Below are 17,007 nucleotides of genomic sequence, written 5' to 3' on the forward strand. Positions count from 1 at the left end.
CGGGGCGGGAGCCGCCGGACGCCCTGCGATGATGTGCCCTTCACGCGGATCGTACGCACGCACGCATATACGGATGTTCGAGGGGTTGTGTCGATGGCGAGTGTCGGGACCGCGCTGCGGGAGCTGCGCGGGGCGCAGAAGTCGGCGAAGGGGGTTTCGCTCTACTCCCGGTTCGTCAACCGGCCCGTCGGGCGGTACCTGGCCGCCGGGTCGTACGCGCTCGGGCTCACCCCGAACCAGGTGACGCTGATCAGCGCCGCGCTGAGCTTCGCGGGTGCGGCCGCCGTCGCCCTGGCCTCGCCCTCGTGGGGGCTGGGGATCGCGGTGTGGGCCCTGCTCGCGGTCGGCTTCGCCTTCGACTCCGCCGACGGGCAGCTCGCGCGGCTGCGCGGGGGCGGCAGCGCGGCGGGCGAGTGGCTGGACCACGTCGTGGACTGCGCGAAGCTCACCTCGCTGCACACCTGCGTCCTGATCGCCTTCTACCGCTTCCCCGAGGCCTACGGGGTCGGCGGCGGGACGCACGGAGCCGCCTCGGCCGGCTGGCTGCTGGTGCCGCTCGGCTTCCAGCTGGCCGCGGTCGTGACCTTCTTCGGCGGGCTGCTGACCGAGAAGCTCAAGCCGAAGCCGGCGCCGGGAAGCGCGGCCGCCGCACCGTCGGCCCTGCGCGCGGTGGCGCTGCTCCCCGTGGACTACGGGGTGTTCTGCCTGGTGTTCCTGCTCCTCGGCGGGAGCGGGGTGTTCCGCTGGGCGTACGCCGGGGCGGGCGTGCTGGCCGCACTGTTCCTGGTGGCGTTCCTCGCGAAGTGGTTCCGGGAGCTCAGCGCCGTACCGAGGTGACCGGGACCGGTGCAGGCGGCCGGGCCGGCGTCCGCCGTCGTGTCGCGGCCGGAACCCGCCGTCGGTCCGGTCAGCCCCGCTGTTCGGTGGCGAGCGGCTCCGAGAGCACGTCCAGGGCCCGGCGCAGCTGGGTGCTGGAGGTGTGGACCGTGTACGGGAAGTAGACGACCTCGACGCCGTGGACGGCGAAGTCCCTTTCCAGCTGGTCCCCCTTGGGGGTGCCGCGCCAGTCGTCGCCCTTGAATATGACGTCGAAACGGACTTGCTTCCACGTTTCGACCTTGTCCGGAACGGTCTCCACAAAAGCCGCATCCACGTACTGGACGCTGCGGACGATCTCCAGCCGCTCGACGAGCGGTATCACCGGGCGGCGCCCCTTGGCGAGTTCCGCCATTTCGTCGGACACGACCCCCGCCACCAGGTAGTCGCACTGACTCCGGGCATGGCGAAGGATGTTGAGGTGTCCGATGTGAAAGAGGTCGTAGGCACCCGGTGCGTAGCCGACGCGGTGAGGTCTACGCCCAGGTTCAGCAAATTCGGACAAATCCTTCTCCGTCACGTGATATCCCCCAGAAGCCGCACACCTCGGTGTGGCGGATTAGCAGACAATAGCGTGCACGTTCCCTGCGTTGCCGGTGAACGAATAGGGTGACGTGCGCATCATCCTGGTGAGAGGGGGACGTCCAGTGTCGAAATCAGGTCAGCGGCGCCTACTGCTGGTTTCCACGAATTACGCCCCCGAGCACACGGGCATCGGCCCGTACGCCACCCAGATCGCGGAGCACTGGGCCGATCTCGGACACGAGACGCACGTCCTGGCGGGCATGCCCCACTACCCGGCGTGGTCCGTCGAGCCGGAGTACAAGGGGGCGCTCCGGCGCACCGAACAGCGCGCGGGCGTGACCGTGCACCGGCGCGCGCACACCGTCCCCCCGCGCCAGACCGCCGTCCGCCGGGCCCTTTTCGAAGGATCGATTCTGCTGCACGGCTCCGTGGCCCCGCCGCGGATGGGGAAGCCGGACGCCGTCCTCGCCCAGATGCCGAGCCTGGCCGGCGGCCTGCTGGCCGCGCGCCTCGCGGCGCGCTGGAAGGTCCCCTTCGTCCCGGTCGTCCAGGACCTGATGGGCGCCGCCGCCGCGCAGAGCGGGATCAGCGGCGGGGACAAGGCGGCCGCGTTCGCCGGGCGGGCCGAGGCCCACGCCCTGAAGCGGGCCGCCCTCGTCGGTGTGATCCACGAGACGTTCGTCGACCGGGTCGTGGGCATGGGCGTGGACCCCCGGCGGATCCGGCTCGTCCCGAACTGGTCCCACGTGGCACTGCCCAGCAAGCCGCGCGGCCGGACCCGCCACCACCTCGGATGGGCTCCCGACCAGACCGTCGTCCTGCACTCCGGGAACATGGGGCTCAAGCAGGGGCTGGAGGTCCTCGTCGGCGCCGCCCGGCTGGACCCGAGCGTCCGGTTCGTGCTGATGGGTGACGGCAGCCAGCGCTCCGCCCTCGCCGACCTGGCGGCCGACGTCCCCAATCTCGACATCATCCCCCCTGCCGCCGACGGCGAGTTCCCCGATATCCTCGCCGCGGCGGACGTGCTCGCGGTGACGCAGCACGCCGCCGTGATGGACATGAGCGTGCCGTCCAAGCTCACCTCGTACTTCCAGGCCGGCCGTCCCGTCGTCGCCTCCGTCGCGGCGCTGGGCGGGACCGCCCAGGAAGTGGAGCGCTCCGGCGCGGGGGTGCTCGTACCGCCGGAGAACCCGGAGGCCCTGCTCAAGGCCGTACGGGCGCTGGCCGAGGACCCCGCGGGCGCGGACGCGCTGGGAGCGGCCGGACCGCGCCACGTGGCGGCGCACCTGAGCCGTGAGGCGGGCCTGGCCCGCATCGACGCACTGATGGACGAAGCACTTGGGGGTCCCCGGCCGTGATCGAGACCAACCGCCCGGCAGCGGCTCCGGCCGAGGACGAACCGGACCTGCTCCGGGACCAGTTCCGCCAGCTCCTGCGCTACCGCCGGCTCATCGCCCTGGGCGTGGGCACCGGCCTGCTCGGCGGGGTCTACCTCGGCGTCTCCACGGCGGACACCTACGTGGCCACCGCCGACATCGTGCTGCGCGCGCCCACCGACGACCCCTTCAACCCGAGCCTCGCCCCCGACAAGGCGATCAACATCGGCTCGGAGCGGCAGGTCGCGCTCTCCAGCTCCATAGCCAACGAGGCCGCGAAGAAGCTCGGGGTCTCGGCCACCGACTTCTCGGCCCTGCGCGCCGGTCTGCAGGTGACCAACCCCCCGCAGACGATGGTGCTGCGCTTCACCTACACCGCCGGCTCGCCCGCCGAGGCCGCCACGCGCGCCAACGCGATGAGCGAGGCCTACCTGCTCAAGCGGCAGGAGGCCCTCGACGTCACCCGCGACAAGATGGTCAAGGGCTATCAGGAGCAGCGCGATCCGGTGGCCAAGCAGCTCGAAGAGCTGACCAAGCAGACCACCGGCATGCCGGCCGGTCCGGCGCGCGACGCCGCGTACGCCGCCAAGACCGACCAGCAGAGCAAGATCAACACGCTCAACGGCAACATCGCCAAGCTCAAGGCCCTGGACATGACCCCGGGCCGGGTCACCAGCACCGCCGTCCCGCCGCACGGGGCCGACGGCCCCGGCCTGCCCATGTCGCTCGCGCTCGGCGCGGCCGTGGGCCTGGCCCTCGGCCTGCTCGGCGCCTGGGTGCGCCTGGTCTTCGACCCGGCTCCGCGCTCCGAGGGCGATGTCGCCCGCGCCCTGCGCGCGCCCGTCCTGGGCTCCCTGCCCCGGGGCAAGGCCGACGGCGGGCCGCTGCTCGCCGCGGGCGAGGAGGACCCCCGGCTGGCCGAGGAGTTCCGCTCGGTGGCCTTCCGGCTCGCCTACGACGCCCGCTTCGCGGACCGGCGCCGCCTCCTGGTGGTCGCCCCGCGCGGCAGCAGCGAGATCGCCGCCGCCGTGGCGGTGAACCTGGCCGCCTCCTTCGCGGAGACCGGCAAGGACGTGCTGCTCATCGAGGCCGACCTGCGCACCCCGGTGCTGGCCAGCCAGCTGCCCACCGACGCCTCCGGCCGGCCCAACTGGAGCAAGTCCAAGGGGAGCGCGGGCGCGCAGCACGCCGAGGCCGAATGGCCCGACGGCCGCCAGCTCCTGGTGGACGCCGGGGAATCGGGCAGCTTCGACCTGATCCCGGGCGAGCGGGTGCGCAACGTGCCCCGCGCACTGACCTCGCAGCGGGCCACCCGGCTGATCTCCGAAGCCGACTCCCCCAACTCCACCGTCGTGGTGCTCGCCCCGCCCGTGCTCTCGTACGCCGACGCCCTCGCGCTCGTCGACCGCGTCGACGGGGTCCTGGTGGTCTGCAACCCCGGTGCGGTGCGCCGCACCGACCTCTCCCGCATCCGCGAGCTGATCAGCGGGGCCGGCGGCACGGTGCTGGGCGCCGTCCTGCACGCACCGCTGCCGGGCGAGAAGAAGCGCGGCCTCGGCCGGGCCCCCAAGGGCGGCGGCCCCGCCGCCGAGGACCCCCGGCCCGCGCCCCCGTCCGCGCCCTCGCCCCGCCGGAGCGAGCCGCAGCCGATCCCCTACGAGGTGGCCGCCGCCGACGCCGCGCAGCACATCCCGGGCGACGGCACCGACACGGTCGCCCTGCGTACGGTCCGCACGGGCCGGCGGTGAGCCGGCGCGGCCCAGGCCGCCTCGCGGCGGTCGCCTCGGTACTGGACCAGGCCGCGTCCAGCGCCACGAACATCCTGGTCCTGGTGCTGGCCGCCCGGCTCTCCTCGGCGGCCGGCTTCGCCGACTTCTCGATGGTCTACGTGACCTTCACCGTGCTGCTCGGCCTCAACATGGCCTACGTCGGCCAGACCCTGGTGCTCGAGAAGGATCCGAGCCGCCTCGCCGCGGCCTGCCGCTCGGGCCTCGCCTTCACCGGCGCCGCCTCGGCCGCGGTGGGAGCCGTACTGGCCCTGCTGGGGCTGCTGCTGCCCGGCGCGACCGGGTGGGCCTTCCTCGCGCTGGGACTCGTACTGCCCCTGGTGCTGCTGCAGGACGGGCTGCGCTACTGCTTCTCCGCCCTGCGGGCTCCCGGGCGGGCGCTGGCCGCCGACGCGCTGCGCCTCGCCTGCGTGGTGAGCGCGCTGCTGCTCCAGCCCGAGGGGGCTCCGGCCGGACGGCTGGTGCTGGTGTGGGGGGTCTCCGCGCTGCCCGCGCTGGCGCTCGGCCTGTGGCTGCTGCGGCCCTCGGTGCGGGGCGCCGCCGGCGGCGCCACCGACCTGAGGCCGTACCTGCGGCGCGGGTACCTGGGGCAGCGGTTCGTGGTCGAGTTCGCCGTGGGCAACGGTTCCAGCCAGCTCGCCGTCCTCGGGCTCGGCGTCTTCGCGACCCCGCTGGCCGTGGGCGCGCTGCGCGGCGCCACCACCCTGTTCGGGCCGCTGAACGTGCTGTTCAACTCCGCGAACTCCTTCGGCCCGCCCGTCGTCGGCCGGGCGTCCGGGAAGCGGGGCGTGGTGCGGCTGACCGCCCTGATGGGCGGCGCGCTCGCGGTGACCGGCGCCGCGTGGGGGGCCGTGCTGTACGCCCTGCCGGAGCGGGCCGGGCGCGAACTGCTCGGCGACACCTGGCAGGCGGCGGCCGCACTGCTGCCCGCGACGGGCGCCCAGTACGCCGTCATGGGGCTCGGCACCTGTGCGCTGCTGACCCTGCGGGTGCTGAACCCGAAGGCCACCCTCTCGCTCCAGGTGGTCTTCTCGCTGCTGTCGGTCGGGCTGCTGCTGGGCGGGTACGCCGTCTGGGGCGTGGCCGGGGCCGCGTGGGGCCTCGCCCTCGGCTCCGCCTCGAAGGCCGCGGCCGGCTGGCTGCGCGTGGCCCGGCTGCCGGCCCCCGAAGCCGCGGCGGCCACCACCGCCGACCAGGTCCGGGCGGCCTGAGACCGGAGTCCCGGTCGGGCCGGGATGTTTCGGTCACGCCTGCGTGACCCGGTCAGGCCTGCGTGTCGCCGAAGCCCGCCTCGATCAGGGCGAACAGGTCCAGCATGGCGCGGCGCTGGTCCTCCTGGCCGCGGATCAGGCTCGCGGTGTCCATCACGAACCGGGCCAGCGCCGCGGACCTGAGGTCGCCCTCGGGGGCTCCGGCCTCGGCGGCGATGGCGGCGGCGAGCGCGAACTCGTGGCGCCGCCACATCCGGTCCCAGTACTCCACCAGTTCCGGCGTCTCGCGGACCAGGGTGCGGTGGGCGATCACCGCCGGATCGCCGCTCCGGCGGGTCGCCCGGGTCTCCACGAAGTGCTCGCGCAGGGAGTGCAGGACCGACTGTCCGGGCGCACGGTCCCGTACCGCCGAGACGAGCGCGGCCTCGACATCCCCGTCCTCGTCGAAGACCAGCGCTTCCTTGCTCGGGAAGTGCTTGAACAGCGTGGTCACCGAGACGTCGGCCTCCTCGGCCACGTCACGGACGCCGACCTTGTCGTACCCGCGCTCCAGGAACAGGCGCAGCGCGGCATCGGCGAGGGCCTTGCGGGTCTGGGCCTTCTTGCGCTCGCGGCGCCCGACTGTCTCGGTCATGGGACCTACCGACGGCACGTATTCGGTGCACAAGTTGACCGACTGCACTTGTGGAACAGTTGCAGCCCGACCCGCGGTCAGCGCAGGGAGGTGGCCCTGTCCTGCCGGTACGTGGCCACGAGCGCCAGGCACATCCCCGCGATGGCGATCCGGCCCGAGGCCTGGAGCAGCGGCCCGCGCAGCAGGATGAAGGAGTACCCCGCGACCAGCGGGACCACCGTCGAGATCAGACTCCCCGGCGGCGAGCTGCGCCGGGCGCGCTTCGCGTAGCGCCGGTCGACGCGGGCGGCGGCGTACCCCATCCCCAGGAGCCCCGCCCCCATGCCCAGCGGCCCGAAGTCGATCCACAGCTCGGCCCAGATCGGGGAGGACAGGTTGGTGTTGACCGTGCCCATCCACTGGCCGACCATCACGCCGGTGTCCCGCGCCTTGCTCGACCACACCGAGCGCGGCACCGCGAAGAAGACCGATCCCGCGAGCTGGCGCCCGTAGGAGTGCCCGGGGCCGGACTCCGCGAAGGTGATGGTGTTGGCGAACATGCCGATCTGGTCGTAGTCCTTGAGCGCCATCGGCTCCAGGAACGAGGTCGTCTCGACCGGCTTGTAGTTCTTCTCGTCGTAGCGGAAGCGGTCCGCGAACGGGAAGATCAGGAGGGCGACCACCACGGCCATGGACAGCGCCACCCGGTACATCGCGGCGCTCACCGGGAAGACGGTGAAGAGCATCGCGAACATGACCGTCAGGAACCAATAGCGCGGGTTCGAGATCGGATTGTTGACGATCAGGTTGAGGACCATGAGCGCCGACCAGGTGACGATGATCGACACCTTGCGGCGGGCGAACTTCGAGGTGATCAGCCAGCGCGTGTACAGCAGCAGGGCCAGCAGGGCCGGGACCGTACCGAAGCCGCGCAGCAGCGCCTGCCCCGCCTGGCCGTCCTGGGAGACGCCCGCCTCCTCGATGCCCGCGATGATCTCCTGGCGGCTGGAGAAGAACACCGCCGGGCCGCCGAGCTTCACGATCAGGGCCGCGCTGCCCAGGAACGCCACGGCCACGAGCAGGTGCAGGCGCCGACGGTGCGCCATGACCGGGCGCGGCTCCTTCAGCGAACCGCCCGCGCGGCCCGCCGGCCGGTGCCGGGCCAGCAGCACGCCCACGTCGAAGGCGGCGCAGCCCAGCAGGACCAGGCCGATGGCGGCGGTGAGGTCGGAGCGCGGCCCGACGACGGGGGTCGGGACCTGGCCGAGGACGGCCTGGGCGAGCGGGGCCACGCCCATGGCCATGTAGACGAAGAGCCAGAAGGAGCCCTGGAGCAGCTTGCGGCGGCTGGTCAGGACCATCGCCGAGAGCCGGGCACCCGCGTACATGGTGAGCAGGAGCTGGAGCCAGAAGGCCGCGTCGTGCTGGCCGGCGCCGGGCTGCACGGCGACGAACAGCGGCAGGAAGACGGTGAACCCGAGGGCCAGCGGGACGGAGAGCGCCCGCGAGAGCAGGGTCCGCGGGGTGGTGACCCTGCCCCAGGTCTTCTCGTCATCCGGGCGCGGGGGTACCGGCCGGGCGACGGTCCCGCGTATGTCGGTCGCCACGCTTGCCCCCACCCCCTGTGCCTGATCCGGCCGCAGTCTAGTCTGACGCGGTCGGCGCCCGGGGAGGCGCCTCGGGAGGCGCCGTCGGGGGCCGGACTGTGAGGGGGTGCCTGTGCGTGATCTTCCTGCCTTCACGCTGGCCGGATACGACAAGGGGCGCGGGCGGCTGACGCAGGCGCTCTGGTTCGCCGTGATGAACACGCTCTTCATGAGCTGGCTGTGCCCCGCCCGGCTGCGGGTGGCGCTGCTGCGCGCCTTCGGGGCACGGATCGGCGAAGGGGTGCTGATCCGCCACAAAGTGCGGGTGCTGTGGCCCTGGAAGCTGACCGTGGGCGACCACGCGTGGATCGGCGAGGGCGCCTGGATACTCAACCTGGAGCCGGTGACGATCGGCGCGCACGCCTGCCTCTCGCAGGAGGCGCTGCTGTGCACCGGCTCGCACGACCACCGGGCCGCCGACTTCCGCTACCGCAACGCGCCCATCACCGTCGGGGACGGCGCGTGGGTGGCCGTACGGGCCACCGTGCTGGCCGGCGTGACCATCGGCCGCTGCGCGGTCGCGGGCGCCGGGTCCGTGGTCCACAAGGACCTCCCCGCGCTGACCCTGCAGACCCAGGACGGGCACCGCCGCCCGGTCGAGGAGCCGAAGTGAGCACCCCCTTGAGAGTTCTGCACGCCGTCACCCTGCACTCCCCCACGCACGCCTTCGGCGGGCCGGTGCGGGTCGCGCTGAACCTGGCCAAGGGGCTGCGGGCCCGTGGGCACGAGGCGAGCCTGCTGGCGCTGGGCGAGGGGTTCCCGGAGCCCTGGCCGACCTCGGTGGAAGGGGTCCCGGCGAAGCTCTTCCCCGCCCGGCGCCTGCTCCCCCTCGGCTTCAGCGGGATGACCTCGCCGGCCCTGCTCGCCTCCGCGGGCCGCCTGGTGCGGGGCGCGGACGTGGTCCACGTGCACCTGGCGCGGGACCTGGTGACCCTGCCCGTCGCCCTGGCGGCGCTGCGGGCGGGCAAACCCCTGGTCCTACAGACCCACGGCATGGTCGACCCGAGCGGGAAACTGCTGGCCAAGGTGCTGGACGCGCTGGCGGTGCGCCGCCTCCTGCGCGCCGCCGACGCACTGCTGTACCTCACCCCGCACGAGCGCGAGGGCCTCGACGCCGTGGCCGGGGCGCCGCTCCCGAACACCGTCCGGCTCGTCAACGGCACCCCGGCCCAGGAGGAGCGCCCCGCCCCGTCCGGGCCCCCGCGGATCCTCTACTCGGCCCGCCTGCAGGCCCGCAAGCGCCCGGTGGACTTCGTGGACGCCGCCCCGGCCGTCCTGGCGGCGCACCCGGACGCGGAGTTCGTGGTGGCCGGCCCGGACGAGGGCGAGCTCGCGGCGGTCCGCGCCCGGATCACGGAGCTGGGCCTCTCCGCCCGCTTCACGGTCCCGGGCGCCCTGTCCGGCGCGGAGGTCCTGACGGAGCTGCGCCGCGCCCACGTCTACGTACTGCCCTCCGTGGACGAGCCGTTCCCGATGTCGGTCCTGGAAGCCCTGTCGGTGGGCGTCCCGTCGGTGGTGACCCACTCCAACGGTCTGGCCCGCGACATCGCCCGCGCGGGCGCGGGCCGCGCGGTCGACCCGGGCCCGGCCGGAGTCGCGGAAGCGATCCTGTCCCTCCTGGAACCGGCCGAGAACTCCACGACCTCGAAGGCCGCCCGCGAACTGGCGTCGTCCGCCTTCTCGATGGACGCGGTCCTGGACGCCCTCATGCCGGTGTACGAGGGCGCCCTGCGCCGGAGTTGAGGTGCGGGGACCCGGGCTTCGGGGTGGCCCGCTTCTGGGTGGCCCGCTCCTGGGGTGGCCCGCTTCGGCCTCAGAGGCCGCGGCGGGTTTCGTCGACCACCGGGAGGGCGCCGACGCGGCGGCGCTTGGCCACGCTCGCGTAGACCGCGAGGCCGATGGCGCCCGCGACCATCATGATGACCCCGACCAGGTCGAGGTTGACGCTCTGCAGCTGCCAGTCACTCGCGAAGGTGAGGATGGCCCCCACCACGATCAGGCCTATGCAACCGCTGATGCCTCTCATGGGATTCGCCTCCAGCTTCGGGGACGGGGTGCAGCCCCGCCCTGTGGAGGCGCGGATGCCCCCGATGCGGGAACGGAAACGCCCCCGCTGCCCGGGTGTTCGGGCAGCGGGGGCGTGGCGCCCGGGTCGCGCGGACCATCGGGGGACGGAGTCCGGCGCAGCGCGCCGAGGCGCCTGGGGGGGGCCTTACGCGGGGATCCAGGCGTAGCAGCCGTTCGAGACGAACTGGGCCGTGCCCGCCGGGATCTTGGCGGTGATCTTCTCGCCCGGCTTCGGCGGGGTCTGCGGGCCCGAGGCGAGGGCGGCGCCGTCCTTGCCCTTGGTCTCCCAGACGCACGTGGTGCTCTGGGTCAGCGCGCGGTAGGTGCCCGCCGCCGGGGACTGCTTCGTACCGTCCGGGAAGCCCTTCGCCGCGGCGTCGAGGACCGGCTTCTGCTCGGGGCAGAGGTAGGTGATCGCGTCCTTCGCGCCCGGGATCTCCCCGGCCACGAGGGCGCCGACCGCCGCGTCCTTGTCCCGCTTCGCCGTGCGCTCCACCCGCTGGCAGGCCTCCTGGCCGCTCTGCAGGACGGCCGCCGGGTCCGTCTTCTCCGGGACCCGGCCGCTCAGGTACTGCTTCTGCGGCGCGGTGAAGCTGCCCGTCTTCGGGACGAGCTTCGTGTCCGGCAGGACGGGACCCGTCGGCTTCGCGTCCGCCGGGGGCTGCGACGGGGTGACCGGGGCGTCGGCCGGGTCGGGCGCCGAGGAGGCGGCCGGCGGCTTGGGCGAGGCGGCCGAGGCTTCGGCCTTGCCGTCGCCGCCCGAACTGCAGGACGTCAGCGTCAGGGCGGCCGCCAGCAGGACGGCGGCCGCTGCGGAGCGTCGGTACATGAGGTGGCTCCCGTACGTATGAGATGGGCGTGCGGGGCCCGGCCGTCGAAACGGCCGGGCCCCGCACTCCGTCAAGCGGTTACTTCACGCCGAAGGTGAGGGTCAGCTGCGGCTTGGCGTCCACGGCCGTGGACTCCGAGGACCAGATCCACAGCGGGTTGGTACCCGTGCTCGTCAGGCCCAGGCTGTAGCTGCCGCCCAGCACCGCGGAGAGCGCGGCGGTGTCGAGCGGCGTGCTCTGGACCGCCGATCCGTCCGGCAGGCCCGCGAAGGAGCCGATCGGAGTGGTGCCCAGGGTGGGCTTGCTCTTGAAGGTCGTTCCCGCACCGCTCCAGGTGCCGGTGACCGGAACCACGGAGACGGTGTCGGTGGTGCCGGCACTCGCCGCGGTCGTGGTCTTGACCTGGAGGGACGCGGACTTCAGCACCGTGCCGGCCGGAGCGGCCGGGATGTCGAAGCGCAGGTACGTCTCGTAGGCCTGGGTCCCGCGGACGGCCAGCGAGGTGGACGTGCCGTAGGCGGTGCTGGGGGCGCCCTGGTTGATGTAGGTGTCCTCGGTCGCGGTGACCTTGGAGACCGTGTCGGTGGCGGCCTTCGCGAGGTCGTAGTGGTTCTTGACCTGGGCCTCGGTCAGCACCTTCGGGTAGACGGCCGTCTCGTCGATCTGGCCGGCGAAGAAGTTGCTGGTGGGGCGGGAGGACCAGCCGGCGAGGTTGTCGCCGCCGACGTGCCAGTAACCCTCGATCGCCTGGGAGCCGCTGGTGCTGGAGCTGTCCTTGGCCTTGCCGTCCACGTACAGCGTCATGCCGGAGGGGCCCTGGGTGGCGACGACGTGGTGCCACTTGTTGTCGTTGAACGTGTCGAACAGACCGGTGGAGATGGTCTTCGTCGAGCCCGGGTTGACCCCGAAGAAGATCCGGCCGGTGTTGGTCATGTAGATGTTCTTGTCGTACTGGTTGCTGTTGCGGTGCTGGTTGTTGCCGAAACCGATCAGCTTGCCGCCGCGCGTGGTGTTCGTCTTGAACCAGGTCTCCAGCGTGTAGCTGCTGCCGACCGTCTGGCGGTGGTCGCTGTACACCTGCTGGCTGGTGCCGTTGAAGCCCATGGCCGTGCTGGCGCCGGTGACCGCGCCCGGGGTCTGGCGCAGCGCCGGGGCGTTGAGCTGGATGCCGCTCGTGTTGCCCGAGACCGAGGAGTCGGCCACGTACGGGCTGACGACGTCGTCGTAGCGCCAGTACAGGTTGGCGCCGTCCTCGCGGACCTGGTTCGGGTACGCGCTGACCGCGGTCGGGACCGAGACCGAGGTGGTGGCCGACAGGGCGCTGGTGTTGCCCGCCGCGTCGGTGGCGGTGACCCGGTAGCTGTAGGACGCGCCGGCCTTGACCGTGGTGTCCGTCCAGGAGGCCTGCCGGCGCAGCCACTCCAGGGAGCTCGCGCTGACGGTGGCGATCGGGGTCGCGGAGCCGTTGCGGTAGACGCGGTAGGTCAGCTTGCTGTCGTCCGCGTCGTAGCTGGCGCGCCAGCGGACCTGGACCTCGCCGGGCTTGACGCTGGAGACGCTGGAGACCGGGGTGGTCGGGGCGCCGACGTCGCCGGTGGAGGCGAAGCGGGTCAGGGCCTGCTGGGCCTTGCCGTTGATGAGGGTGAACTCACCGCCGACCCACATGTACTTGGTGGAGTCCTTCTCCGCGATGGCCATCACGCGCGGGCCGATGCCCTCGCTTTCCTCCAGGCCGTCGTTGGTGGTGGGGTGCCAGCCGAGCTTGCCCGGGCTGCGCACGAAGCCGTTCACGGCGGACGGGGCGTCGAGGCCGCCGTTGCCCCAGTCGGTCAGCTGCGCCAGCAGGAAGTGGCGCTTGCCGTCGGGGAACTCGCCCTCGGAGCTGCAGTTGTGCGCGTGCGAGGAGCTGTAGAGGACTCCGTCGTACGGCAGCACGGCCTGGGTGGCCCCCAGGCACTGGTCGCGCCACTTCTCGCTGAAGTCGGTGGCGAGGGCGACGCGGCCGTCGAAGCCGCCCGTGCCCTCGGCGCCGGTGTAGTAGCCCGTGGAGTCGGCCGTGATGGACTTGATCACCGACATCGAGGGGATGGTGCCGTACGTCTTGGTGACGGCTCCGGTGGTGGCGTTCACGACGGCGAGCGCGTGGCTCTGGGCGCCGTTGACGGTGAAGAAGTCACCGCCCAGCAGGATGTTCTTGCCGTCGTTGCTGAGCTGGAGCGCACGGCCGGGCTCGTCGGCGTTGGCGGTGAAGGGCTTGAGCGCACCGGAGGTGGCGTCGACCGCGGCGAACCGCTCGCGGGTCGAGCCCTCGACGGTGCTGAAGTCCCCTCCCGCGTACAGGGTGGTGTCGGTGGCGGTGAGCGCGCGCACGGTGGCCGGGAACTTCGGGTCGAACGAGGCCTTGGGGGCGCAGGTCGCGATGTCGATGGCGGCGACGCTGGAGACCCGGGTTCCGTTGACGGCTCCGAAGTAGCCGCCCGCATAGAGGGTCTTCTTGTCCGGCGAGACGGTGAGCGCGCGCACGGTCGCGGTGCCCTCGCCGATGGTGAAGGAGAGCTTGCAGGAGGTGGGGGCGCCGGTCGCCGCGTCGAGCGCGACGAAGTTCACGGCTTCCTGCTCCGCGCCGGCGCCGCCGGTGGGCGGGCGGACGGCCGAGAAGGTACCGCCGGCGAAGACGGTGCCGTTGGCCTCCGCCATCGCCCAGACGATCCCGTTGGGCTGCCACGTCGGCAGGTTGTCGGCGGTGAAGGCCACCGGCTGCGTGATGGCCGACGCCTCGGGTATCAGCACCAGGCCTACCGCGGTGCCGGCGCCGGCCAGTGACAGGGCGAGGGCAGCAGTCAGCCCTCTGGATCTACGCATGAGCCCCCCAGGGCAATTGCCCGGCTTGAATGGCTGGTTCGGCATCTTTCGGAACAGCCATATGTACTGGCGCAGACTAGGGCTCACGCGAGGGCCTGGTCACCACGCTTGACCCATTGCATACCAACTTGGAATCAACGGGTCCGGTGCGGATGGAGCACTACGGACATACGGCAGATTTGCCCCGGTCACACCCGCCACAAGGTGCGCGAATGACCGGGACAGGGCAAATCGTAGGCGAAATATATGGCCTCAGCGGTCGATGCGGACGCTGGCGCCCGCCAGTTGGTCCTCGACCTGCCGGATATCGGAATCCACCATGATGCGGGCCAGTTCCGCCACCAGGACCGTCGGCTTCCAGCCGAGCAGATCGTGGGCCTTGGACGCGTCGCCGATCAGGGCGTCGACCTCGCTGGGGCGCTCGTACTTGGGGTCGTAGCGAACGTGCTCGTTCCAGTCGAGACCGGCGTGCGCGAAGGAGGCCTCGACGAACTCGCGCACGGTGGCGGCGACGCCGGTGGCCACGACGTAGTCGGTGGCCTCGTCCTGCTGGAGCATCCGCCACATGGCGTCCACGTACTCCGGGGCGTAGCCCCAGTCGCGGACGGCGTCGAGGTTGCCGAGGTAGAGCTTCTCCTGGAGACCGGCCTTGATCCGGGCGACCGCGCGGGTGATCTTGCGGGTCACGAAGGTCTCGCCCCGGCGCGGGGACTCGTGGTTGAAGAGGATCCCGTTGACGGCGAACATTCCGTACGCCTCGCGGTAGTTCACCGTCGTCCAGTACGCGAACACCTTCGCGGCGCCGTACGGGCTGCGCGGGTGGAACGGGGTGGCCTCGTTCTGCGGGGGCGGGGTGGCGCCGAACATCTCCGAGGAGGAGGCCTGGTAGATGCGGGTGTCCACGCCGCTGGCCCGGATCGCCTCCAGCAGGCGCAGGGCGCCGAGGCCGGTCACGTCACCGGTGTAGAGCGGGGCGTCGAAGGAGACGCGGACGTGGGACTGGGCGCCGAGGTTGTAGACCTCGTCGGGGCGTATCTCGCGGAGCAGGTTCACCAGGGCGACGCCGTCGGAGAGGTCGGCGTGGTGCAGGACCAGGGAACGGTTCGCCGTCTGCGGGTCCTGGTAGATGTGGTCGATCCGCTCCGTGTTGAAGCTGGAGGACCGCCGCACGAGCCCGTGCACCGTGTAGCCCTTGGAGAGCAGGAGCTCTGCGAGGTACGAGCCGTCCTGCCCGGTGACGCCGGTGATCAGCGCGGTCTTGCCCATTGGGTCCCCCTGGGGATCGTTGCGGTGCGGTGCGGTCGTGGCTGCGCCCCGGGGTGCGGGCCGGAGCCGTTCGGTTCGGGGCGGGCGCCCCGGGTGTCGCTCGGGGCGCGGCCCCGGATGCGGCTCGGGGTCACGCCTCGTCGTACGGGGCCCCGGCGCGGCTCGGGACCGAGTCCCGGGCCGGAACCGAGCCCCGGGTCGGGATCGGACACCGGGTCCGGGTCGGGACCAAGCCCCGGGTCGGGGTCAGACGCCGGGTCCGGGTCGGGACCAGGCGCCGGGTCCGCGTCAGACACGGGGTCCGGGTCGGGACCAAGCCCCGGGTCGGGGTCGGACACCGGGTCCGGGTCGGGACCAGGCGCCGGGTCCGCGTCAGACACCGGGTCCGGGTCGGGACCAGGCGCCGGGTCCGCGTCGGACACGGGGTCCGGGTCGGGACCAAGCCCCGGGTCGGGGTCGGACACCGGGTCCGGGTCGGGACCAGGCGCCGGGTCTGCGGCTCGGGGCCGTGCCCCCGGTGTTCGGGCCGGCCGCCGGATGTGGAGTGGGGCCGGGCCCGGGATGCTGTTGCGGTCCGCCGCCAGGGGGCTGGAGACGGGTACCGGATGGGTACCGTACACGCTCCGTCCGGAGCCCCTCCCGCCGGATCGGGCCCCCTCGCCCCCTTGCGGGGCGGTATGTACCGGACTGGCCCCTGCCACCCGAAATCGGCCCGCCCGCCAAGGCTTCCACCCCCGTCCCGCCACCGGCTGACCCCGGCAGGGCGGCCCGGAGCCAGCCCCGGAGTGGGCGCCAGGGTTGCCCCCGCAGCGGATCCCGGGGTCGGCCCCGGAGCACGGCCCAAGGTCGGCGCCGAGCCGACCCGCAGCGGGGCCCGGGGGCACCCCGGGGTGGCACCCCGGGGCGTGCGGCGGCCGACCCGGGCCGGGGCTCCCCCGTAAAGCCGCGGACAGCGGACTGGCATCATCGGCGGTATGACAAGTTCGCCGTTCCTGCCCCCGAACGCCCGCGTCTTCGTCGCCGGACACCGCGGCCTCGTGGGGTCCGCGGTCGTCCGCCGGCTCACCGCCGACGGGTACGAGGTGCTCACCCGCGGCCGCGCCGACCTCGACCTGCGCGATGCCGCCGCGACCGCGGCGTACCTGCGGGACGTCCGGCCCGACGCCGTCGTGCTGGCCGCCGCCAAGGTCGGCGGGATCATGGCCAACAGCACGTTCCCGGTGCAGTTCCTGGAGGACAACCTCAAGATCCAGCTGAGCGTCGTCGCCGGGGCGCACGCCGCGGAGGTGGGCCGGCTGCTGTTCCTCGGCTCCTCCTGCATCTACCCCAAGCTGGCCCCGCAGCCCATCAGCGAGGACGCCCTGCTGACCGGCCCGCTGGAGCCGACGAACGAGGCGTACGCCCTGGCGAAGATCGCCGGCATCGTCCAGGTCCAGTCGTACCGCAAGCAGTACGGGGCCTCGTACATCTCGGCCATGCCCACGAACCTCTACGGCCCGGGCGACAACTTCGACCTGGAGTCCTCGCACGTCCTGCCCGCCCTCATCCGCCGCTTCCACGAGGCCGCCGCCGAGGGCCGCGAGGAGGTCACGCTGTGGGGTTCGGGCACGCCCCGCCGGGAGTTCCTGCACGTGGACGACCTGGCCGCCGCCTGCGCCGTGCTGCTGCGCGAGTACGACGGCGCCGAGCCGGTGAACATCGGCTGCGGCGAGGACCTGACCATCAAGTCCCTCGCGGAGACCGTCGCCGAGGTGACCGGCTTCCGGGGCAGGCTCGCCTGGGACACCTCCAAGCCCGACGGGACGCCCCGCAAGCTGCTGGACGTGACCCGGCTGCGCGGGCTCGGCTGGAAGCCCGCGGTCCCGCTGCGCGAGGGCATCGCCTCCACCTACGCCTGGTGGCGCGAGCAGAGCGACGTGCGGACGGGCACGCGGAGCTGATCCCAAGC

Annotated in this window: 14 protein-coding genes; 7 read left to right on the top strand and 7 right to left on the bottom strand. The window is 72.8% G+C overall.

Annotated features, from left to right (window positions below; genetic code table 11):
- Positions 1 to 93: 93 nt before the first annotated feature.
- Complete coding sequence (locus ACIQV3_RS14860) at positions 94 to 837, top strand: CDP-alcohol phosphatidyltransferase family protein (protein WP_403712784.1); 744 nt, start codon at positions 94 to 96, stop codon at positions 835 to 837.
- Between the two features lie 70 nt (positions 838 to 907).
- Here the strand turns inward: ACIQV3_RS14860 and ACIQV3_RS14865 are convergent, their stop codons facing one another.
- A complete protein-coding gene (locus ACIQV3_RS14865; RefSeq protein ID WP_403712888.1) occupies positions 908 to 1,381 on the bottom strand; it encodes an adenylyltransferase/cytidyltransferase family protein in 474 nt (157 codons plus the stop codon).
- 172 nt (positions 1,382 to 1,553) lie between these two features.
- Here ACIQV3_RS14865 and ACIQV3_RS14870 point away from each other — a divergent pair, with 172 nt between their 5' ends.
- The 3 genes from ACIQV3_RS14870 to ACIQV3_RS14880 are packed head-to-tail and all read left to right on the top strand — an operon-like array spanning position 1,554 to position 5,775.
- A complete protein-coding gene (locus tag ACIQV3_RS14870; RefSeq protein WP_403712889.1) occupies positions 1,554 to 2,759 on the top strand; it encodes a glycosyltransferase family 4 protein in 1,206 nt (401 codons plus the stop codon).
- Entirely contained in the window at positions 2,756 to 4,525 is a 1,770-nt protein-coding gene (locus ACIQV3_RS14875) for a lipopolysaccharide biosynthesis protein (protein ID WP_403712785.1), read from the top strand. The genes ACIQV3_RS14870 and ACIQV3_RS14875 overlap by 4 nt, the downstream gene beginning before the upstream one ends.
- The gene (locus ACIQV3_RS14880) at positions 4,522 to 5,775 is read left to right on the top strand and encodes a hypothetical protein (RefSeq protein WP_403712786.1); all 1,254 of its coding nucleotides are present in this window, start codon (positions 4,522 to 4,524) and stop codon (positions 5,773 to 5,775) included. The genes ACIQV3_RS14875 and ACIQV3_RS14880 overlap by 4 nt, the downstream gene beginning before the upstream one ends.
- 52 nt (positions 5,776 to 5,827) lie before the next feature.
- Here ACIQV3_RS14880 and ACIQV3_RS14885 read toward each other — a convergent pair whose 3' ends face one another.
- Entirely contained in the window at positions 5,828 to 6,409 is a 582-nt protein-coding gene (locus ACIQV3_RS14885; RefSeq protein ID WP_403712787.1) for a TetR/AcrR family transcriptional regulator, read from the bottom strand.
- 77 nt (positions 6,410 to 6,486) lie between these two features.
- Entirely contained in the window at positions 6,487 to 7,995 is a 1,509-nt protein-coding gene (locus ACIQV3_RS14890) for a hypothetical protein (RefSeq protein WP_403712788.1), read from the bottom strand.
- Positions 7,996 to 8,107: 112 nt separating this feature from the next.
- Between ACIQV3_RS14890 and ACIQV3_RS14895 the strand changes: the two genes are divergently transcribed.
- Both ACIQV3_RS14895 and ACIQV3_RS14900 read left to right on the top strand, forming a co-directional pair.
- Complete coding sequence (locus ACIQV3_RS14895; protein ID WP_403712789.1) at positions 8,108 to 8,647, top strand: WcaF family extracellular polysaccharide biosynthesis acetyltransferase; 540 nt, start codon at positions 8,108 to 8,110, stop codon at positions 8,645 to 8,647.
- A gap of 8 nt (positions 8,648 to 8,655) precedes the next feature.
- Entirely contained in the window at positions 8,656 to 9,777 is a 1,122-nt protein-coding gene (locus ACIQV3_RS14900) for a glycosyltransferase (RefSeq protein WP_403712890.1), read from the top strand.
- A gap of 70 nt (positions 9,778 to 9,847) precedes the next feature.
- Here ACIQV3_RS14900 and ACIQV3_RS14905 read toward each other — a convergent pair whose 3' ends face one another.
- The 4 genes from ACIQV3_RS14905 to gmd all read right to left on the bottom strand — a co-directional run bounded on the left by ACIQV3_RS14905 (position 9,848) and on the right by gmd (position 15,059).
- Positions 9,848 to 10,060: a hypothetical protein gene (locus ACIQV3_RS14905; RefSeq protein WP_403712790.1), complete on the bottom strand. Its 213-nt coding sequence runs from the start codon at positions 10,058 to 10,060 to the stop codon at positions 9,848 to 9,850.
- A gap of 186 nt (positions 10,061 to 10,246) precedes the next feature.
- The gene (locus tag ACIQV3_RS14910) at positions 10,247 to 10,930 is read right to left on the bottom strand and encodes a hypothetical protein (protein ID WP_403712791.1); all 684 of its coding nucleotides are present in this window, start codon (positions 10,928 to 10,930) and stop codon (positions 10,247 to 10,249) included.
- Positions 10,931 to 11,009: 79 nt separating this feature from the next.
- Positions 11,010 to 13,793, bottom strand: a complete 2,784-nt coding sequence (locus tag ACIQV3_RS14915) for a LamG-like jellyroll fold domain-containing protein (protein WP_403712792.1) — start codon at positions 13,791 to 13,793, stop codon at positions 11,010 to 11,012.
- A 252-nt stretch (positions 13,794 to 14,045) separates the two neighbouring features.
- Entirely contained in the window at positions 14,046 to 15,059 is a 1,014-nt protein-coding gene (gmd, locus tag ACIQV3_RS14920; protein ID WP_327304460.1) for a GDP-mannose 4,6-dehydratase, read from the bottom strand.
- A 974-nt stretch (positions 15,060 to 16,033) separates the two neighbouring features.
- On the opposite strand from gmd, the gene ACIQV3_RS14925 reads away from it, so the two are divergent.
- A complete protein-coding gene (locus tag ACIQV3_RS14925) occupies positions 16,034 to 16,999 on the top strand; it encodes a GDP-L-fucose synthase family protein (protein WP_403712793.1) in 966 nt (321 codons plus the stop codon).
- The last annotated feature ends 8 nt before the right edge of the window (positions 17,000 to 17,007 follow it).

Source organism: Streptomyces sp. NPDC099050 (genome assembly GCF_044759865.1).
GTDB lineage: Bacteria > Actinomycetota > Actinomycetes > Streptomycetales > Streptomycetaceae > Streptomyces.

Coding starts and splice junctions, on each gene's coding strand:
- ACIQV3_RS14915 (WP_403712792.1), bottom strand. CDS start 13,793: ATGCGTAGATCCAGAGGGCTGACTGCTGCCCTCGCCCTGTCACTGGCC.
- ACIQV3_RS14925 (WP_403712793.1), top strand. CDS start 16,034: ATGACAAGTTCGCCGTTCCTGCCCCCGAACGCCCGCGTCTTCGTCGCC.
- ACIQV3_RS14860 (WP_403712784.1), top strand. CDS start 94: ATGGCGAGTGTCGGGACCGCGCTGCGGGAGCTGCGCGGGGCGCAGAAG.
- ACIQV3_RS14905 (WP_403712790.1), bottom strand. CDS start 10,060: ATGAGAGGCATCAGCGGTTGCATAGGCCTGATCGTGGTGGGGGCCATC.
- gmd (WP_327304460.1), bottom strand. CDS start 15,059: ATGGGCAAGACCGCGCTGATCACCGGCGTCACCGGGCAGGACGGCTCG.
- ACIQV3_RS14885 (WP_403712787.1), bottom strand. CDS start 6,409: ATGACCGAGACAGTCGGGCGCCGCGAGCGCAAGAAGGCCCAGACCCGC.
- ACIQV3_RS14910 (WP_403712791.1), bottom strand. CDS start 10,930: ATGTACCGACGCTCCGCAGCGGCCGCCGTCCTGCTGGCGGCCGCCCTG.